The 17462-nt window shown below is 65.7% G+C and carries 18 protein-coding genes and 1 pseudogene; 11 read left to right on the top strand and 8 right to left on the bottom strand.

Features of this window, described 5'->3' with window-relative positions:
- Window positions 1-82: 82 nt before the first annotated feature.
- Window positions 83-229: pseudogene (locus ABZT18_RS24400) on the bottom strand (ABC transporter ATP-binding protein); the annotation flags it as partial.
- Window positions 230-246: 17 nt separating this feature from the next.
- Between ABZT18_RS24400 and ABZT18_RS24405 the strand changes: the two are divergent.
- From ABZT18_RS24405 to ABZT18_RS24430, 6 genes are all read left to right on the top strand, one after another.
- On the top strand, window positions 247-615 hold the full coding sequence (locus ABZT18_RS24405) for a hypothetical protein (RefSeq protein WP_354997561.1): 369 nt from the start codon (window positions 247-249) through the stop codon (window positions 613-615).
- 466 nt (window positions 616-1081) lie between these two features.
- Window positions 1082-1873: a hypothetical protein gene (locus ABZT18_RS24410; RefSeq protein ID WP_354997562.1), complete on the top strand. Its 792-nt coding sequence runs from the start codon at window positions 1082-1084 to the stop codon at window positions 1871-1873.
- 203 nt (window positions 1874-2076) lie between these two features.
- The gene (locus ABZT18_RS24415) at window positions 2077-2877 is read left to right on the top strand and encodes a leucine-rich repeat domain-containing protein (RefSeq protein ID WP_354997563.1); all 801 of its coding nucleotides are present in this window, start codon (window positions 2077-2079) and stop codon (window positions 2875-2877) included.
- Window positions 2878-3705: 828 nt separating this feature from the next.
- Entirely contained in the window at window positions 3706-4143 is a 438-nt protein-coding gene (locus tag ABZT18_RS24420) for a DUF4259 domain-containing protein (protein ID WP_354997580.1), read from the top strand.
- A gap of 142 nt (window positions 4144-4285) precedes the next feature.
- Window positions 4286-4732 (top strand): hypothetical protein, encoded by a 447-nt coding sequence (locus tag ABZT18_RS24425; protein ID WP_354997564.1) that lies wholly within the window; start codon window positions 4286-4288, stop codon window positions 4730-4732.
- Window positions 4733-4941: 209 nt separating this feature from the next.
- Window positions 4942-5523 (top strand): hypothetical protein, encoded by a 582-nt coding sequence (locus ABZT18_RS24430; protein ID WP_354997565.1) that lies wholly within the window; start codon window positions 4942-4944, stop codon window positions 5521-5523.
- A 7-nt stretch (window positions 5524-5530) separates the two neighbouring features.
- Here ABZT18_RS24430 and ABZT18_RS24435 read toward each other — a convergent pair whose 3' ends face one another.
- From ABZT18_RS24435 to ABZT18_RS24450, 4 genes are all read right to left on the bottom strand, one after another.
- Complete coding sequence (locus ABZT18_RS24435) at window positions 5531-6103, bottom strand: CbrC family protein (RefSeq protein ID WP_354997566.1); 573 nt, start codon at window positions 6101-6103, stop codon at window positions 5531-5533.
- A gap of 162 nt (window positions 6104-6265) precedes the next feature.
- On the bottom strand, window positions 6266-6748 hold the full coding sequence (locus ABZT18_RS24440) for a hypothetical protein (protein ID WP_354997567.1): 483 nt from the start codon (window positions 6746-6748) through the stop codon (window positions 6266-6268).
- Window positions 6749-6766: 18 nt separating this feature from the next.
- Window positions 6767-6895: a hypothetical protein gene (locus ABZT18_RS24445; protein ID WP_354997568.1), complete on the bottom strand. Its 129-nt coding sequence runs from the start codon at window positions 6893-6895 to the stop codon at window positions 6767-6769.
- Between the two features lie 945 nt (window positions 6896-7840).
- Window positions 7841-8275 (bottom strand): hypothetical protein, encoded by a 435-nt coding sequence (locus tag ABZT18_RS24450; protein ID WP_354997569.1) that lies wholly within the window; start codon window positions 8273-8275, stop codon window positions 7841-7843.
- 377 nt (window positions 8276-8652) lie between these two features.
- Here ABZT18_RS24450 and ABZT18_RS24455 point away from each other — a divergent pair, with 377 nt between their 5' ends.
- Entirely contained in the window at window positions 8653-9852 is a 1200-nt protein-coding gene (locus ABZT18_RS24455) for a low temperature requirement protein A (RefSeq protein WP_272616620.1), read from the top strand.
- Window positions 9853-9878: 26 nt separating this feature from the next.
- Here the strand turns inward: ABZT18_RS24455 and ABZT18_RS24460 are convergent, their stop codons facing one another.
- The 3 genes from ABZT18_RS24460 to ABZT18_RS24470 form a co-directional block, all read right to left on the bottom strand.
- Window positions 9879-10022 carry a hypothetical protein gene (locus ABZT18_RS24460; protein ID WP_354997570.1) on the bottom strand — a complete coding sequence of 48 codons (144 nt, stop codon included), beginning with the start codon at window positions 10020-10022 and terminating at the stop codon, window positions 9879-9881.
- 422 nt (window positions 10023-10444) lie between these two features.
- Window positions 10445-11329, bottom strand: a complete 885-nt coding sequence (locus ABZT18_RS24465; RefSeq protein WP_354997571.1) for an IS3 family transposase — start codon at window positions 11327-11329, stop codon at window positions 10445-10447.
- Window positions 11326-11634: a transposase gene (locus ABZT18_RS24470; RefSeq protein ID WP_354997572.1), complete on the bottom strand. Its 309-nt coding sequence runs from the start codon at window positions 11632-11634 to the stop codon at window positions 11326-11328. The genes ABZT18_RS24465 and ABZT18_RS24470 overlap by 4 nt, the downstream gene beginning before the upstream one ends.
- 1042 nt (window positions 11635-12676) lie before the next feature.
- On the opposite strand from ABZT18_RS24470, the gene ABZT18_RS24475 reads away from it, so the two are divergent.
- From ABZT18_RS24475 to ABZT18_RS24490, 4 genes are all read left to right on the top strand, one after another.
- Window positions 12677-14173 (top strand): hypothetical protein, encoded by a 1497-nt coding sequence (locus tag ABZT18_RS24475; protein WP_354997573.1) that lies wholly within the window; start codon window positions 12677-12679, stop codon window positions 14171-14173.
- A 165-nt stretch (window positions 14174-14338) separates the two neighbouring features.
- Window positions 14339-14944, top strand: a complete 606-nt coding sequence (locus tag ABZT18_RS24480) for a DUF6308 family protein (RefSeq protein WP_354997574.1) — start codon at window positions 14339-14341, stop codon at window positions 14942-14944.
- A gap of 4 nt (window positions 14945-14948) precedes the next feature.
- Complete coding sequence (locus ABZT18_RS24485; protein WP_354997575.1) at window positions 14949-15806, top strand: DUF3883 domain-containing protein; 858 nt, start codon at window positions 14949-14951, stop codon at window positions 15804-15806.
- 163 nt (window positions 15807-15969) lie between these two features.
- The gene (locus ABZT18_RS24490) at window positions 15970-16746 is read left to right on the top strand and encodes an Ig domain-containing protein (protein ID WP_354997576.1); all 777 of its coding nucleotides are present in this window, start codon (window positions 15970-15972) and stop codon (window positions 16744-16746) included.
- Window positions 16747-17462: the final 716 nt, after the last annotated feature.

Genomic DNA, 17462 nt, shown 5'->3' on the forward strand with positions numbered 1-17462 from the left:
TACCTTTGCCCAATCGTCCTGTCGGCTGGACCGGCGGGTACCCGTGACCGTGCCGGACAAACGACTCGCCTCCCGCGCGTCCGTCGATAAGGGCGCGGCCTGTGGAATTAAGGAAGACGTCCTCCAAGCTGCTGCGCCGAACCAGGACGCCGCCCGGGACGAGGCCGAACGCGCTCACCTCGGCCAGCGCGGCGTCGCAGATGGCACGTCGAAGCAGGAGGCGGTCCGGCCCAAGGGCGGCAAGCATTGATCAAGTTGATTTATGCCGGTACGGCACAAATGCCGCGACGCCGCACCCGGCTATCGACGCCACGCACGCCTCGAACTACCGAAACCCGCCTCGACGCCGGAAAAGGGTGGTGCGCCACGCGGCCAATCGATGACCTTCCGCCTGGGTTTAACTACGCCCAGGAGTTCATCCGGGTCATCGAGCTTGGACTCACTGACCTCGAACCGTGGCTCATCCTGGATGGTGATCGGCTGCGCGAGCGTCATCGTGGTCTTCGCGGGCGGTATCCGAACAGGGTACTTGTGCCGTTCGCGCGCCGTATCGACAACGATAACGTGGCCTCGCCCGAAGTGCTCACCGACGCCGGACAGAGACGAGGGCGTTGACCTGTGCTCTTGCGGTCGAGCGGTGCGGCGTGACCTCCCAGTAGAGGTCGAAGTGGTCAGGCGTGTTGTTCCGGGATGGCTGGCGCCGGCCGGTGTCTCGGGTCGCCGAACGCCACGCCTGTAGGTCTGCTCTAGATCGATGTGAAGCATTGCGCGAGAGCCTGCTGGAGTCCGTCACGGATCCGTCATCTGAGACGCCGATCCCACGGGCAGCGCCGTGACCAGGCCCTTCAATCTGGAGACCTCTTCGGCGGCTCCGAAGGCGTCAGCGCTGGCCCCGGCAGAGGCGGTGGAGCGCGTCCGCTCATGGCGAGAAGCGGATGGTGCCGGGTTGGTCAGGTGGCAGTCGGGGGTGTGAGCCACCTCGCGCGAATAACCCCTCTCTTGGGTTTCACCGTCTGCCGGGGTGTCGGTTTGATCGGCCCCGACATGCCGAGGCCGGAACCTGCCTGGAACCATCGGAGCCGTGACGACCTTCCGCCTCATGCGGCAGACGGATCGCTCCTCGCGATTCGTCCAGGTCACCGTCGAGGTCGTAGCATCGAGCCGGTTCGACGTAGAGGTGACCGCCGTTGCGGTCGACGAACACCGGCGGGAAGCTGAGCTGGGCGCTCGGTGGGCTCTGCGTGGACTCCCCGCGGCGGCGAGGGTGGCCGTCACCAATCTTGTCGTCACCGAGGTCGACACCAGTGTGGGCGACGTCTACGAGGCCACTGCCCGCGCTGTATGGCAGGCGTTGCGCGTCGAGTACCCGGTGCCGTACGTGGGCTTCAGCGATCCTGGGATGGTCGCGTCGTGGCTGAAGAGCATGGTGGGCCGGCGGCTCGAGGCCGTGACGGAGGCCCGTTACTGGTGTGAGGGACGGCGTGAACCGGACGCCGAGAGCCTGCTGCACGCGTGGCTGTTCTTCGGAAACGCGATGCCGGTCGGTCTGCACGGTCGCGGCGACCAACTCCTGCTTGCGAAGGAGAATCCGTACCGTTCCTACGACATGGACGAGTACGGAGAGACCAGGGTCGGCCCTGCACAGCGCCCGGACGTGCTGTCCGGGTTCATCGGCGCCCGGCTCACTGACGGCGCGGTGATCGTCGGCCAGGACGGCGACGCGGTCTGCGCCGGTCTCCTGCTGCGGTTCGAGAACGGCGACCTCGTTATCGGCACACTCGGCGATGAGTGGGTTCTCGCCGTCGGCTCGGTGCCGGCGGCCGCCGCTCGTTACTGGGTTGTGCAGCCCTTCGTGCACGGCGGTTGCAGGTAGCGGCTACTTCTTCATCTCCCAGCGGATCAGGCTGCGCAGATCATGACCGTGTCACTGCGGGCGCCAGCTCGGTACTGGCAGGCTGCTCGACCTGGTGGTTCGCACCCGACTGCATGAGCTTCCCAGCCACGAGCGCGTCGCGCTTTCTGTAGTAGCCGATGACAGCGCGCAAGCGGCCGATGGGTGCCGGTAGGGTCCTCGGCGTGGACGCGAACGAAGTCACGCCGCATCTGTTTCCCAATCGCTTTGCGGATGCGGTCGGACCCAATGAAGGCGGTCCGGCCCGCGACCACTGCCGCTGCGTCGGCCACTCGGTCGCGACCCGGCCGAACAACGTCGTCTTCCACGCAGACCGTCAGGACACCGAGGCGGCGGGTTGGCGGCACATGCTGGCGCTGATCGACGAGGCCGCAGCGGATGAGCGGACGGTGTTCAAGCCGTTCGTGGAGCTGACTGCGCCTGAGCGGCGGCAGATCGTCACGCTACCGGCGACGATCGCGAAGCTGACCGCCGTCAAACATCTGGTGCTCTACGGCACGAATCTGGTTCGCATCCCGCCCGAGATTGGGTCAATGACCAACCTTGAGGTCTTCGATCCGTACACCTCCCACCGGCTGCATTGGTACCCGTATGAGCTGACCAGATGCACGAAGCTAGCCGACAGCACGGTGAGCACGCGCGTCCTCTATGGCAACTTCAAGTTCCGTCCGCCGTTTCCGCGCCTGCGGGCAGTGACCCGGGTGGTAGAGGCGGACTTCACCGCGCTCGACCCAGACGTGTGGGGCTGCGACGCGGTGCGAACCTGCAGCGTCTGCGATGGGCCAGTTGACGGTGAGCTTCGCCAAGTCTGGGTCTCTGGCCTGGTTGCCACCGACGTGTTGCCGTTGCTGGTAAACGCATGCTCCGCGGCCTGCGTGGCGGCACTGCCGCAGCCCTACCCCGGCTACCTCCCGACGCCGCACACCGGCGGCCCGGACATCGTTCAGCCGGCCGCCAGGAGATGACGCTGCTACCACGAGACCGCCCGCATCTGTCAACAAGCGGATGTTCGCGGTGGCCGCGATGATCAAAGATGCTGGCCACGAGCACCGCACCTTTCACAACCCTCCGTCGGCAACGCCCGCCGATGTGAGGAGGGCGCTCGACCGCAACGACATCGTCGGGGCCACGGATGCCATGGTCGGATGCGCGTTGTACGGCGACGGCGACTGGAGGGTGTCGCAGGAGCTCTACCTAACCCTGCTCGATCACCCTGACCACCAGGTACAGGCGCTTGCAGCCACTTGCCTCGGGCACCTCGCGAGGGTTTACGGTCAACTCGACGAAGATCGGGTAGTCCCCGCACTCCGTCACGTACGCGCCAGGCCTCACGTCAGGGGGACTGCCGGCAACGCGCTGGAAGACATAGAGATCTTCTTGCATCCTCGGCGTGCACGCTGGCGTGGGCGCCTGTGGCGACTTATACGACCGTGGACCTGGTTCTAAGGCAGTTTGGCGCAAAGAGTCTGCAGCAGTCACGGACCCGGAAGCAGGCAGGACGTCCAAGTTCGCCGAGGTGTTCGTCCGGCAGGGTGAGCAACTTGTCGCTCGGCTCCAAGCCGAACTCGGCGTCGAGTATCAGGTCGAGTACATGCCCGAGCCCATCCGCCCACCCGAGGTAAGGCTGTCCAGCCGCCACACGCAGAGTTTGCCACGCTGAATACTCATCGCCCGCGATCACTGCGCTACTCAGCGTAGCGGCGAGGTGACTCGGATGCCGTAGGGGTACGCCGAACGCCGTGCGTTGACGACCAGCACCGAGTGGCCGAAGATCGCGAAGGTGTCTGTTGGAGGTGGCTGTTGTGGGCTTCTGGGACGTGGTCCCTTTCGACAACGATGACGCTGCAGACTTCGCCGGCGACCTGGACGCCGCAACGGCGGGCGCACGCACCGGGATGGTCGACCGCGTGCTCGACCGCGTGGTCACGACTAACGACGACATCGACGGGTCTCATGTCCCGAGGGCCGTGGCCGCAGCCGCCCTCATCGCTGCGCAATGCCCTGGGGGTGCGGCGACCTGCCCCATCTACGGCCCATTCACGCCTATGCCGCAGTTCCCGAGCTCGCTGAAGCAGTTAGCGATCGACGCCCTCGACAACGTGCTCGCAGCGTCTCCCTGGCAGGCCGTCGAGTGGAACGACGTCTCGAAAGGAGAGCAATGGCGCCGGAACATCATCGGGCTACGGAATCTCCTCGACCCGGCGCAGCGCGAGACGCTCTTCGAGATATGAACGACGACACTCGCACCTTTGCCAGCGACCGGCGGCGCGCTGAGTAACCCGACCGCGGCTGCGAAGCCGTCCGGTCGATGAGCGGCTGCCGGGTGATCAGGGGGATGCTGACACCTGTGGGCAGGATGCTCATACTGGACGCATGCCGCAGGATGCTTCATCGACTGCTGCCGTTCGGCGGTTCGCCGCTGATTTGCGAGATATACGTGGTCGGCTCCTTGCCGACTTGCTGCCCGTCGCGGACATCGCGGATCTTCTGACAGCGGTTCGCTCGCGCCGGCAACTGCCCCGGGAAGGCCTCACCCGCAGCGGGATCGAGTACACCGTCCACGGCGCGGGGTGCCGCATGGTCAACTCCGACGGCAGGGAAGTCGACGTCGACCTGGTCACCGATCCCGTCCTCGGGCGCGAGGTCGAAGCATTCGACGCATGGCGCATTCGTTGGTTCCTCGACGAAGCCGCCGATGACGGCTACAACCATGAGGACATCGTCGAGGCGTGTATCCACCTTGCCCGCGAGGGCCACCTACGCGAGGTGGTTGAGGGCCGCTGGTTCGCGTTGCCTGATGCTCCTGGTGGCTTAGCCTGAGACACCCAGACACCGCAACCAACCGCCGTCGGTCTTGAAACATCGCACCTCGCAGGTATCCGGATCTGCCGCTGGGTGCGGTGCCTGGGCTGTCCGGTGCCGACCACCATTCGTAGCGGCTCTGCCAGCGGAAGCGGGCTAGCTGCCGGCGCCGCGCGCTCCAACTCGCGATGGTCATCCAAGGAGCGTCACGGCGTAAGGTCGATGCCGTGGATCAATGGCTTGCGGTGCTCGACGACCTCCTCGTGAGGCCGTTCCCGGGCGGCGCTGACGTGCACCACGTCGACCTGCGGGTGAGCGAGGACTTCGAGGACTGCCAGACTCGCGAAGAGATCTACGAACCTCGTTGCGCCGAGTTCAAGGCGGACCGTGATCGCCTCGCGCAGGCCATCACCATCTTGTATGGCGCGCCGCGGCCAAGAGATCTCATGCCGTACGTCTTCGGCAATCCGCGGCGTGATGAGCCGGGCAGCTTGCTCTTCGACTACCTGTCCGGCTGGTTCTGTGAGGTCGACGTCTGGCAGGTTGGCGACCGCGGCATCATCGTCGAGGTCCGCCACTACGACAAGGAACTGCCGCTGCAGCTCATGCTCGTCGTGGGCGACATTGGGGACGGTCGGACAACCGAGCTGCAGCGGGATTCGGATCCAAATCCCCGGCGATCTGCGTGTCAAGTGCGGTTGCGTGGGGTGAACCTGCGGGTTGACCTCCGCCAGGGTGGCGTCCTCGGCGATGAACGCTGTGGCTGGCGACCGGATCTGCCGAAGAGTGCGTCGGCGTCTCGGCGTTGAGGCGCAGTTAACCGATGTCCCAGGACGCGAGGTGAGCCTCGCAGTGCAGGCATTTGAACAGATAAGCGGTGGGCTCACCGTCGCGGTCGAGCCGGTGCAGGAACTCTTCGGTCTCCTCGGGTGGCCAGCCGAGTTGCCGGTGGCTCGCGCGAAGCATGTTCAGGGCGTCCGGATGAGGTTCGACATCGCGGTAGCCGGCCGGGCCGAGGAAAGCCGCGCCATCGCCGCAGTGGTAGAGCCATGACTCTTGCTGCCAACCGGTGAAGCCCGGGGTCCGGCGAGTGATCTCTTCGATGACGTGATGCGGCACGTCATCAGGCACGTCAACCGCGTCGCTGAACTCGGCAGGCATCTCCAGGATGTCGCTGCCATCCGTGGCGGCCGCAACGACGCCGAGTTCCCGGGAAGCCGCACCGGAGTGGATACAGTGCAGGCAAAGACTCTCGGGTTGTCTGCCGTAGATCGGTCCGCGGTAGCGATTTTGCCGAAGTTGACCGCAGACGCTGCATTCGTGCTCAATCAGCACCGCCGAGCCGGTGGCAAAGGGATCAGGGTGGTATCGAAACACCGGCTCGGTCACCAGCCCATCATGCCAACTTCTGGTGTCGCTCCGACGGTGGCTGCGAGTCCCCCTACCGACTCGCGCATCCCCTCAGGCAGTGTCGGAGAACGGTCGATCTGATGAGTTCGATGCCCCGTCGGCGCCCTCTTCTGCCGCTGTCGGTGCGGTGATCGGCCCGGGCTACAAGTTCCCGGACTCTGGCCAGTTGGACCAGTGCGTGTTGGGCGGCATGTCTGGCGCGTATCGTCCCACGTCTCCTGTCGTCAGCACGCCGGCGAGCTGGCGGAAGGTCATTGACTGACTGGGAAGTGTGTCTTGGAGAAGGTCTGGGTGGTGCCACTGATCCAGCCGCATGATCTCCGGGATGCGCCGCCGCAGCTCGACTTCCTCGGCCAAGAGCAGCTCCCGGTGGTCCGGGACGAGCCGGCGAAGCACGTCGACCAGGTCCTCGCCCCGCTCGGCGGCTACCGTGATCCGCCGGCCTCGCACCACAATCGATGTCCCGTGATAAATCTCAGGCTGGTCAACGTCCTCGATTTCGTCCCAGTTGTCGATCCGACTGAGGAAGTCCTCGTTGCCGTAACCGGGTTCGCCCTCGGTCAGACAGTTACCGAAGAGGTGAAGGACGTCGATGAGGTTGCCGGCCCTGGGGGAGTATCCCAATGCCTCAACGATGAGCGCTCACCGTTGCCCCTCGCGGTAGGCGTGAAGTCGGGCATCGACCGCGTAGTAGTAGCCGTGGCCCAGGTCAGGAAACATGAAATCTGCGGCCGCGGTGTCGAGCTGGTCGAGAATCTCGGCGGAGCGCATGGCCTTGCAGTGTATCCAGGGGGTCTCCACCCCGATCGATGGGCGCATCTGCCGTTGACAAGGCGCGGCGATCGTGAGTGTGCGCCACGATCGACCGATGCGGCTGCCGGGAGCCAGCGCTGGTGCCGACGAAGCACTCGATCGGCCGACGGCGGCCCGGTGCGAGCCCGGTTGGGGGAGCAGGTTGGGAGCAGCAGGGTGCCCCGAACAGCCTTGAACTGCGTCCAACGGCGTCGAACGGCGCTCAACTGCACCCACCCCTGCCTGCGGCTCTACGTTGCCGCAAGTCAGAGTTGGTGCGGCGTCCTGTTTCCCGCAGAGTGCTCCGCGGTTCTGCAATGTAGTCGACAACGCTCTATGTCACCTGGCAGGGGGGTGTGCGCAGGTCAAGGCGGTAAGGAGCCGTTGGTTGGCCTGACCTTGCAACTGGGAGCAGATTGGGTGCAGGTTGGCGAAGAGGTCTCCGCGCCCGAAGTGCTCACCGACGCCGGACAGAGACGAGAGCTTTGACCTGCGGTGATGCGGTCGAGCGGTGCGGCTTGACCTCCCAGTAAAGGTCGAAGTGGTCAGGCGTTGCTGCTCCCGGGATGGCTGGCACAGGTCGGCGTCTCGGTTCGCCTAGGGCCACGTCTGAAGGCGGGTTGCAGATCGACGCGGAGTGTTGCGGGTGAGCTTGCTGGAGTCCGCCGCAGTTCCGTCATTCGAGACACCGATCCCACGTGGAGCGCCCTGAGCAGGCCCTTCAGGCTGAATACCTCTTCGGGACACCCGAAGGTGCCAGCCGTGGTGTTCCCGGTCGTCGATCGGGCGGCGCCCGCTCAGGCCGAACGTACTATCGCCAACGGCGTCACGCCCGTCGGGAGCAGCGCCGATGCGATACGTGGGTTCCGCCTGGACCATGCGCAGCCCGATAGTGGCGCGCGGGTTCACGTAGTTGTTCGCGGTTCAGCGGACGACGAGCGCGTCGCCGACGCTGAGAAGCCCGCCGTCGTGGTGGATGTGCTGACCGTGGTCGAACGCGCTGCTGGTTATCCGGAACCGCGACGGTCGGGTGATCTCCTCACTGGCGAGAGTCCACGGTCCTGCGGGGTCTGCGCCTGGCACTGCGGCGAGGAGGACGGCACAGCCGTGGCGAGGGACGTCGTCGTCGTGGGGCTCGTCGTACCGCGCGTGACGCAGCATGACCGGGCCGAAGCGGATCGCCTCAGGCGGCACCTCGGGCGGTACATGACGCCACCGTTGTTCAAGCTCCGCGAACGCCGTCTGGCGCGCCAATCCACGGCGCGCGCCCGCCGCAAGGATGGCGCTACCCGCGTCGGCCGCGATACGGCAGATGCCGAGGATCGGTACGCCGGCCGCCAGGTTCGGATAGTGATGCACAAGCCGAGCGTGGATCATCAACATGACGAGCGCTCGAGTGGCGGCCCGCTGCTGTGCGGTCAGCGCCGGCGCCGGCTTCCGCCGTTGCGGCCTCGCGTGTGGCGTGGCGAGGTCGGCCGCCTGGCCGGCCGGTGCTGCCGCGCCCTGTAGTCGTTGCCCGCCGCCTGTGGACCCTGCCCGGAAGCCGCGTAGCACGTCGGTCAGCCAGCCGTCGGCCTTTCGGGAGAGGACGGTACTGGGCGCAGTGGCAGCCCTCGTCGGCCGTCAGGCTATTTAGTCATCGCGGGTGCGTCTTATCCGTGGGCGCCGCGGCAACGTGGTACGACTGCTTCAGCGACTAACCGACGAAGCGAGCGGGCCGGGTGACGAGGAATAGAGTGGCCAATCTGCTGCGCAGGCGTGAGAGTCCGCAGCGGCCGACCTTCCTGGAACTGTTCTTCGATCTCGTCTACGTCTTCGCGCTCACCCGGATTGTGCACGAGTTGGTGTTGGACTACACCAGGGGTCACGTCGCGGAGCGGTTGACCACTTCCCTTGCGGAGAACGGCGAGACTCTGCTGCTGCTTTTGGCCCTCTGGTGGATCTGGACCCAGACGGCATGGGTGACCAGCAGATTCGATCCGTTCCAGCCGCCGATCCAGTTCGTTGTCGTTGCGACGATGTATGGGAGCCTGCTCCTGGCGGTCGCGATTTCGGGGGCTCTCGCCGAGACTGGCCTGCTCTTCGCGAGCACCTATGTCGCGATCCAGGTGGGGCGCACCCTCTTCTTCGTAGGCATCGTGCGCGGTCATAATTTGCGCCGCGTCAACATGTTGGCGCTCATCTGGTTCGGCGCGTCGGCCGTACCGTGGCTCGCCGGAGCCTTCGCTCCCGAGGTGACGCGCAACTCTCTGTGGACGGTGGCCCTGGCAATCGACTACCTGGGGGCCAGACTCGGCTGGCCGGTACCGGGGCTGGGTCGCTCGCGGGTGTCCCCGTGGGCCGTCGCGGGCGAGCACTTGGCCGAACGCTACTGGCAGCTTGTCATTGTCGCGCTTGGTGAGACGATCCTGACCTCCGGGTCGAGTCTTCTCCGCGGTCCGATCGTGGCTGAACGAACGATGGCCCTTACCTTGTCGTTCCTCACCACGGTGTTGCTGTGGCGGATCTACTTCTATCGTGCCGGCCAAATCCTGGGCGAGGCCATCGCGGCATCCGCCGACCCCGGCCGGCTCGGTCGCTTGGCCGAGTTCGCACACCTGCTCATGGTGTCCGGCATCCTCGCCAGCTCAGCCGGCTCCGAACTCGTCCTCATAGATCCATCCGGAGACGCCAAACCCGCCTGGGTCGGAGCCATCCTCGGAGGGCCTGCGCTCTACCTCGCCGGGCGCTCAGTATTCGAGTACGTGGCCTTCGCCCGAGTGTCCTGGCCGCGGCCGATCGGGATCCTCGTCCTCGCGGCCATGGCACCGATCATGGTCGGCCTACCGCCCCTCGGGGTCGCTGCAGCAGCAGTCGCGGTCCTGCTCGGCGTTGCCGTCTCTGACACGACCCGAGCCCATGGACGTCCACTGGAGGAGGCCTCGCCGCCACGCTGACGCGTACTCCGTTGGGGCCGTCCAAGTCAGCTGTCGTCCTGAGACAGGTGGGGCAGGTAGCGCTGCGGGTCAGCCAGAAACGAGCGGGTCAGTAGCACCGGCTGTGCGTCGTCGTAGTCGACATGGCTGATGGTGCCGTCGGGTTCGATGTGCAGGATCCGTCGTTGCATCACGCGCGGCTTGCCATCCCCTCGTGCGCTAACCAGACGCGGCCACCCGAAGACGTCAGCCATGAGTGTCCCGGTCGTCAGCCGAGCGGCGCCCGCTCATGTCGAGTTGAGTGCGCCCTCAGCCCGGAAGCCGGTCACGAGATGCGGCAACCTGCGAGACGGCGACTACGGGCCAAATGACCGCCTGTCGCCTTGGATGTGTATCCCCTGAAACGCGCGGCCCACCAGGTGGGCTACCGCCGTGTTCCCTCAACGGGCCAAAACGTCGGCCTGCTCGTCGTCCACCGATCGATGGTCCCATCAAGCCCGGCCTGCTGTGGTGCCAGTGGCTGTATCCCGCTGCGCTGACATGGGGCAGCGGATTTGGGCGCTCCAGAAGGACCGGGCTGTGAAGTTCCACCCTGGGACCGGTCACCGGGGTTTCATGCCGCGAGTGCGTGGGTCTGACGGTAGCAGGCGCGGATTTCGTGGGGTGTGTGGTGGTTGAGTGTCGAGTGTAGACGTTTGTGGTTGTAGTAGGTGAGGTAGGCGAAGACGTCTCGGCGGGCCTGCTCTCGGGTGGCCCACACGCGGGTGCCGATCTCGGCTTTGAGGGTCGCGAAGAACGACTCGGCGACGGCGTTGTCGTAGCAAGAGCCGACCCGTCCCATCGACGGCCGCATGTTCAGACTGGTCAGGGTGGTGCGGAACTCGGTGGAGGTGTACTGGGATCCGCGGTCAGAGTGGAGGATCGCTTTCGGGTCGACCAGGCCGCGTCGGTGGGCGAGGGTGACGGCGTCGGCGACGAGCTCGGCGCGCATGTGGGCGGCCATGGCGTGGCCGATGACTTCGCGGGTGTGCAGGTCGATGGTGGTGGCCAGGTAGAGCCAGCCCTCGGCGGTGGGTAGGTAGGTGATTTCACCGACGAGGCGTTGTCCGGGCGCGTCGGCGGTGAAGTCCCGTCCGATCAGGTCCGGCGCCGGCGCGGCCGTCTGGTCTTGCTTGGTCAGGCTGCGGCGTCGGCGGCGGGTGATCCCGACGATGCCGCGTTCCCGCATGATCCGCTCGACCCGTTTGCGGTTGACCCGCTGGCCGCGTCGGCGCAGCTCGACGGCCACCCGCGGAGAGCCGTAGGCACCCCGGTGCCCGCCATGGATCGCGGCGATCTCGGCGGCGAGCTGGTCCTCGGCCTCGGCGCGCTGCTCGCGGGCCGATCCGGCGGCGAGCCACTCGTAGAAGCCGGGACGTCGTACCGCCAGGACGCGGCACAGCCGCTGCACGCCGTAGTCGGTGCGGTGTTCGGAGATGAACCGGTAGCGGAGGGTCATCGACCCATCTCCTTGGCAAAATAGGCGGCCGCCTTGCGCAGGATCTCCTTCTCGACCTGCAACTCGGCGACCTGCTTACGCAACCGACGCAGCTCCTCACGCTCATCGGCGTCAACCGGATTGGCGGCACCCCCGCGGACCTTGCCGGCGGACTCGGCGGTCTTCGCGGCGTTGACCCAGTTCCGCAGCGTCTCGTGGTTAACGCCGAGTTCCTGACCGACCTCACGCAACGACCGGCCCGACGAGCGGACCAGATCAACAGCGTCCCTACGGAACTGCTCGGGGTACTTCGATGGACGTGGCACCAGGCCATCCTTCCCCAGACCGCTGTCTGGGCTCAGGGTGTCCGGTCCGCAGGGGGAACTTCACTGTGAAGCAGATCGGGAAAGGGCTTGCCATCATTCCGGCTGGCGGCCAAACGACGTTTGCCCAATGCACACACCCTTTGGGTGCCGTGTGCCCAGACTGTCAGCGCCGCCGCGGGTCCACGCGGGACCCAGGACCGGGAGCAGAGTGGGAGCAACAGGGTGCCCTGAACGGCGTTGAGCTGCGCCCAACGCAGTCGAACATCGCTCAACTGCACCCACCCCTGCCTGCGGTTCCACGTTTGCCCAGGTCACAATGGGTGCGGCGTCCTGTTTCCGCGGAGTGCTCTGCGGTTCTGCGCAGCAGTCGACGACGCTCTATGCCGCCTGGTAGGGATGTGTGCGCAGGTCAAGGCGGTAAGGAGCCGTTGATTGGCATGGCCTTGCAACTGGGAGCAGATTGGGTGCAGGTTGACGAAGTGGTCGCGGCGCCCGAAGTACTCACCGACGTTGGACGGAGGCGAGGTCTTTGACCTGCGGTGAATTGGTCGAGCGGTGCGGCGTGACCTCCCAGTAGATGTCGAAGTGGTCAGGCTGGTTGTTCCGGGATGGCTGGTGCTGGCCGGCGTCTCGGGTCGCCTAACGCCACACCTGTGGGTGTGCTCTAGATCGATGTGAAGCGTTGCGGGTGAGCTTGCTGGAGTCCGTTGGGTTCCGTCATCTGAGAGGCCGATCCCAAGGGCAGCGCCGTGACCAGGCCCTTCAGTCTGGTGACCTCTTCGGCGAGCCCGAAGGGTCAGGTAACCGGGTTTTCTGGCCGACGTGACGCTGTCCGGCCGGCGGAGGTCAGCCGGAACTCGAGTCCCTAGAGTCTCTGGCAGGCGCTGCGGTAGATGGCCAGCCCGTGCTTTTCGAGACGGTGCGGATGGCCCTGGCACTTGGCGCCACTTCCGGCGCCGCGGTTGCAGGGGTTGGGATGGATCGGCGAGACAGACGCACGCGCGGAGCGGCTCCGGCAGTGGTTGCCGTAGTTGCGTCCGCGATGCTCGGGCTGGTCGGCAATCTGGTCACCAACCGCGTCGATGTGCCCGGTGAGCGGTGGCTGCTCGTGGTGCTGGGCGTCTTCCTGTTGCTGCTTTTGGTGGTGGCGATGGTGGAGGCTCGTTCTCGCCGCGGTGGGTCGGCCGCAGTTCCAATGACGATCGCTGAAAACTCCGCAGGGCGCCGGTCCGATGGTTGTACTTGTGAAGTGCCACATCAAGAGCTCCATGTGCGTACGGCGCCTCACCAGCCTGGCCCGTGGCCGCTGCGGACGCTGGCCGAATTGGAAAGCAAGCGGCACTCGATATCAGACAGCCGCGTGAGGAAGGTCTTCCACTCAGCCGGCTGGGAAGGAACACTGCGGAGGCTGTACCCGGAAACCCCGTTGGTGACGCTGGGCGGCGTCACCTTCCCGATCTGGGCTGAGATCGCGGCACCCGAGCTCAGAGGCGACCTCGACTCGGCGATTGGCAACATCACCGATCACTTCCGGCCTGACAGGCGTCGGTACGACGCGGAAGGTCGCGGTTTCGACCGCCGCGGCAGGGCGGAGTTCCGACGCACCTACTGGCGGCGCGACGAAGTTCGGCGGTTCAACGCGGAGACGTTCGCGCTCGACAAGATCGAGCGCCACGGGCCCGGCAGAGTCCGCATTCATGCTCGCTACGGCACCTACTTCCAATCGGTGGCCACCTCGGAAATGCTCGAACGCGAGTTCATCAACGTCGTAAGTCGCCGGCCGGATGCCGTGTGGTCGTTGAGCGACTTCCCGCGACGTGCCTGGCTGCGAGAACAGGCTGGCGGAAGCGAGCTCTTCAACGGCGCCCACCGAGCGGCCGCCTTGTCGGTGGCGGCAGTAATGATTGTGAAGGAGAAGCAGGGGTACAGCGCGCTGTTGAGCCGGAGATCCGGGGACGTCAAGACGCATCCGGGCTTCCAGCATGTCTTTCCGTCCGGAATCCTCGCGCCGACCAGCTCCCGGTACGGCAGTGAGCGCTCGGAGTACTCGGTGAAACGAGCCTTTCTTCGCGAGTTCGCGGAGGAGCTGTTCGGGTACGACGACTTGGCCTACGACAGCCGGGACCTTCGCGATGCACTCGGCGGCATCTGGCCGATCCAGCGGCACCTGCTCAACGCCACTCAACCCGGGCCTCTGGGGGAACGACCGGCGGTCGAGATCAGATATACCGGCATCTCGGTGCCGCTGCTCACCCTCCGCCCTGAGGTGTACGTGCTCGTGCTGGTTCGTCAGCCCGGCTGGTTCGATGAGCTGGTGAGCGGAGCGGAGCTCAAGTGTCGCCGGCACGGATTCAACCTGAACTGGGAGTTTGAGGAAGACCGCGACGATATCGACGGCAAGAGGCTGGACTCGATTCGCGTTGAACTTGACGATCAGTTCGCGCTCACCGGCGGGCAGCGGCTCACTCCGCTCAACACCGTTCCTCATGCCGCCGCGGCGCTGTGGCTCGGCGCGCAGGTCGCTCGCGACCTGGTGTAGCGGGCATTCTCGCGTCGGTAGCTGCGACCAGCGCATCCTCTGTGGTGACCTCTTCGGCGGATCCGAAGGCGTTGCTTCGCTGAGCTTCCGGCCAACCGAATGGCGGCAGGGAAGCGGGCGTATGAACGAATGCTTTGAACGGCACGGATCCGCTAACGTGCCGGCGTGGACGAGTTCGCCCGAGCCCGTGCGGCGACGCTGGATGCTCTGACCGGTGACGCCGCATCGCGTGTCGCTGCCTATTACGACCCGGATGGCAACTTTGCCGGCGGCTCCTTCCTGGCAATCGGCCCGAATGTGCCGACCGAGGTGACGGCTGCTGACCTGTTCGCCGTGACGCTGCTCAACGCCGACATCGGGGCCAGCGCTGCGCGGCGCGTCCTGGCTGATGAACAGCTTGTCGCGGACCTGCGGGCGGTGTCAGCGGACGTCCGCCTGGAGGATGCCGACGATGGCGTGCTTGACGTGGCGGGCAGGTTTTACGAGACGCTGCGGCGGCTGTTCGTGGACTTGCGGGCCGTACGGTCGGACCCGTGGGTAGCGCCGGCGAAGTTGGCCGCCCGCAAGCGTCCCTGGCTGCTACCGGTGCGTGACGGGCTGGTCCGCCAGTACTTGGGCATGCCGAGGCCGTACTGCTACCGACGGGACTGGCAGATTTATCAGCAGCTGATGCGCGACGAGCAGATACGTGGCCTTCTAGATGACCTGCCCGCCGACGATCCGGCGCTGCGGGTTTTGGACGTAGCGCTGTGGACGCGGGCGAGGCAGTGACTCGATGGCGATCCTGCTTAAGCATCAGCCATGGAACGTCGGCGGCGAACCGGACGTAAGCGAACGGGAAGTCGAATGGAACATGTGGCAGCGGCGTCTACTGCCCTTCCAGCAACTCGACATTGGCACCCGGGTAGTTCTCGTCAGCGGTGGCGGCCCCAGCGCCGGGATGCTGACATGGGAGGTCGAGGTCCTCGCTGTAGTCAAGGACCGCTACGACGACCACGAGCATGCCGCGCGACTCATCCAAGAGTTCGGCATCTCCAAGACCGCCTTCCTGAGCACGGGATACACCACCAACGCGCCTGACTCCGGGTGGCTCCTCGGCTGGACCTACCGACCCGTCCGGCGGATCATGCAGCCGCGCTCGCCTGAGCACCGCATCGGCAGGAACGGCTGGGGTGTGACCGACACGCTTGGCGTCCGCGGCAACGGCGCCAGTGGGCAAGGCCGCCTCGACGATCCACTGCTACGCCGCAAAGTCGAGCTTGCTGCCATGACCTTGGTCCACCAGTGGCTCATCAACCAGGGACACAGCCGCCGCAGCATCCGGAACACATCGGCATACCACCCGTACGACTACGAGGTCGGCCCGGCGCATGCTCCAAAGCTCCGGGTGGAGGTCAAAGGCACCCTCGGTGGGCCAAGCCCCGTCTTCGTCACGGCCGGTGAGGTACGTGCCGCCCGTGAAGACGGGATCCGCATGGTCCTGGCCGTCGTTCATATCCTTGAGCTGACCCTGCGCGCTGACGGGACCTGGACTGTTCACGGCGGCGACCTCTGGCTCGACGACCCTTGGATGCCTCACGACGATGCGCTTCAGGCAACGCAATTCAGGTACGAGCCCGACTACAACCCATAAGAACTCCTAACTCTTTGAGCGTTGGAGTCGGCGCCAGCAGATAATGGCGCAGGCGGTCCGCGACCCGATCGTGCAGGCCCCGGTCGCCCTCCCGGTCCGGGCCAAGGGAGACCCGAAGGCTCGGCCATTGCCGACTCCGACGCCTCCGTGCGACCATACATTGATGCATGTGGAACTCTTGCGTCGCAACAGATCCCGCCTACTGCTGACCATGGCGGCGGCTGCCATGTCCATCGCATCCCTGGGTTTCGCCGCACCGGTGTCCGCCGCGGTTTCCGACGGTCACTACTGTGGGTGGATCACGCCGGACAGCCCACCGGGCAAGACTGACTCCAAGACCGTCAACTACACCGCAAGTGTCCAGTGCGACGGTCCAGTGCGTCGCGTCGACCTCACCGTGGAATTGCTCTACCACGGGCTGGTCGGCGGCCCTGGCCAAACAGTGAACGGCCGTACAGAGGTTTGGCAGAACACCAACGTAACCCTGTTCGGTCTTGGCGTCACCAACCCGGGCACGCTCTGCGAGTCGGGCTACTACTCGGGTCGAGCGACCGCCACCGTCCAATTCCTTTCGGGGACTCCGGAGTTCATCACCAGAACGGCAGGGTCTCAGCCGGTATCGCTGACGTGCCCGCCACCGGATATTCCCATACCCCCGCCCAGCGGCGCGGTGACGGTCACCAACCCGGGCACCCAGAGCATGCTCAAGCTGGACACCGTGGCGCTGCAGATGCAGGCCACCGGCGGGAGTGGGTCGTACACCTGGTCGGCGACCGGTTTGCCTCCTGGGCTGGTCATCAACCCCTCGACCGGCCTGATCAGCGGCACACTCAGCACCATAGGCAGCTACACCGTCACGGTCACGGCCGTTGGAGGCGGACAGGGCAATACCATCTTCAGCTGGGGCGTCAGAAAAGACTCCCCCTGCACGCGCTGCTGACCAGCGCCCCTATGGGGAAGCTCTGGCAAAAAGGGGACGGCGCGTACCGTCTGCGGTTCCGGGCCAGTCCTCCTTTCCAACCCCTCGCTGCGGGTTGGAGAGGAGCAATCCCACAGCCGAGGACGGCCGCACCGCCCGGTTCGTCGCGCTGCACGCCAGCGATCCCTGTCCCGGTTGACCCCGATCGAATACGAGATCATCATGACCCGACCAGCCAGCCAGGCCGCGTGACTGAAACTGTCACCTACCGGTGCAGCAGACCCGAGCGTGGGCCGCTGCCCTAGTCACCTTGCTTGGGCTGGAAGTAGCGCTGTTTGATCCGTGCAGCGCCGCCGGGCTTCCCAGCCAGAGTCTGACGCCCCTGCCACTCGACGGTCCGCTCATCACTCCAACCTACGCAGAAGTGCAGTCGCCCTCCGGCGTAAACGTTGCCAGGTTGCCAGGTTGCCACAGCGTCATCGGTAGCAGAGCAACCATGAGGGCTTGCATGGCGTGAGGGTAGCCGTAGACCCGCTGAGAGGCTGCCGGCCATAGCGAGTGACAAACTGAGTGACGACTGAGGTCGCCATTTCTCGGACTCCCGTGGACGACCGACGGATCGTCTCCGGAAGAGGTCACCGCCGTACGGAATCGGTTCCGTCAGCAGTAGCCACGTATCTGGAGGGTGGTGCGGCTTGCCGGGAACAGCGCGCCGCTCTTCGCGGTAGCTCGCTGGG

It is taken from the genome of Micromonospora sp. NPDC005291 (assembly GCF_040607415.1).
GTDB lineage: Bacteria > Actinomycetota > Actinomycetes > Mycobacteriales > Micromonosporaceae > Micromonospora.

Excerpts from the sequence above, each read along its gene's own strand:
- ABZT18_RS24425 (WP_354997564.1), top strand. The coding sequence starts at position 4,286 with ATGCCGCAGGATGCTTCATCGACTGCTGCCGTTCGGCGGTTCGCCGCT.
- ABZT18_RS24445 (WP_354997568.1), bottom strand. The coding sequence starts at position 6,895 with ATGCGCTCCGCCGAGATTCTCGACCAGCTCGACACCGCGGCCGCAGAT.
- ABZT18_RS24460 (WP_354997570.1), bottom strand. The coding sequence starts at position 10,022 with ATGCAACGACGGATCCTGCACATCGAACCCGACGGCACCATCAGCCAT.
- ABZT18_RS24465 (WP_354997571.1), bottom strand. The coding sequence starts at position 11,329 with ATGACCCTCCGCTACCGGTTCATCTCCGAACACCGCACCGACTACGGC.
- ABZT18_RS24475 (WP_354997573.1), top strand. The coding sequence starts at position 12,677 with ATGCTCGGGCTGGTCGGCAATCTGGTCACCAACCGCGTCGATGTGCCC.
- ABZT18_RS24485 (WP_354997575.1), top strand. The coding sequence starts at position 14,949 with ATGGCGATCCTGCTTAAGCATCAGCCATGGAACGTCGGCGGCGAACCG.
- ABZT18_RS24490 (WP_354997576.1), top strand. The coding sequence starts at position 15,970 with ATGCATGTGGAACTCTTGCGTCGCAACAGATCCCGCCTACTGCTGACC.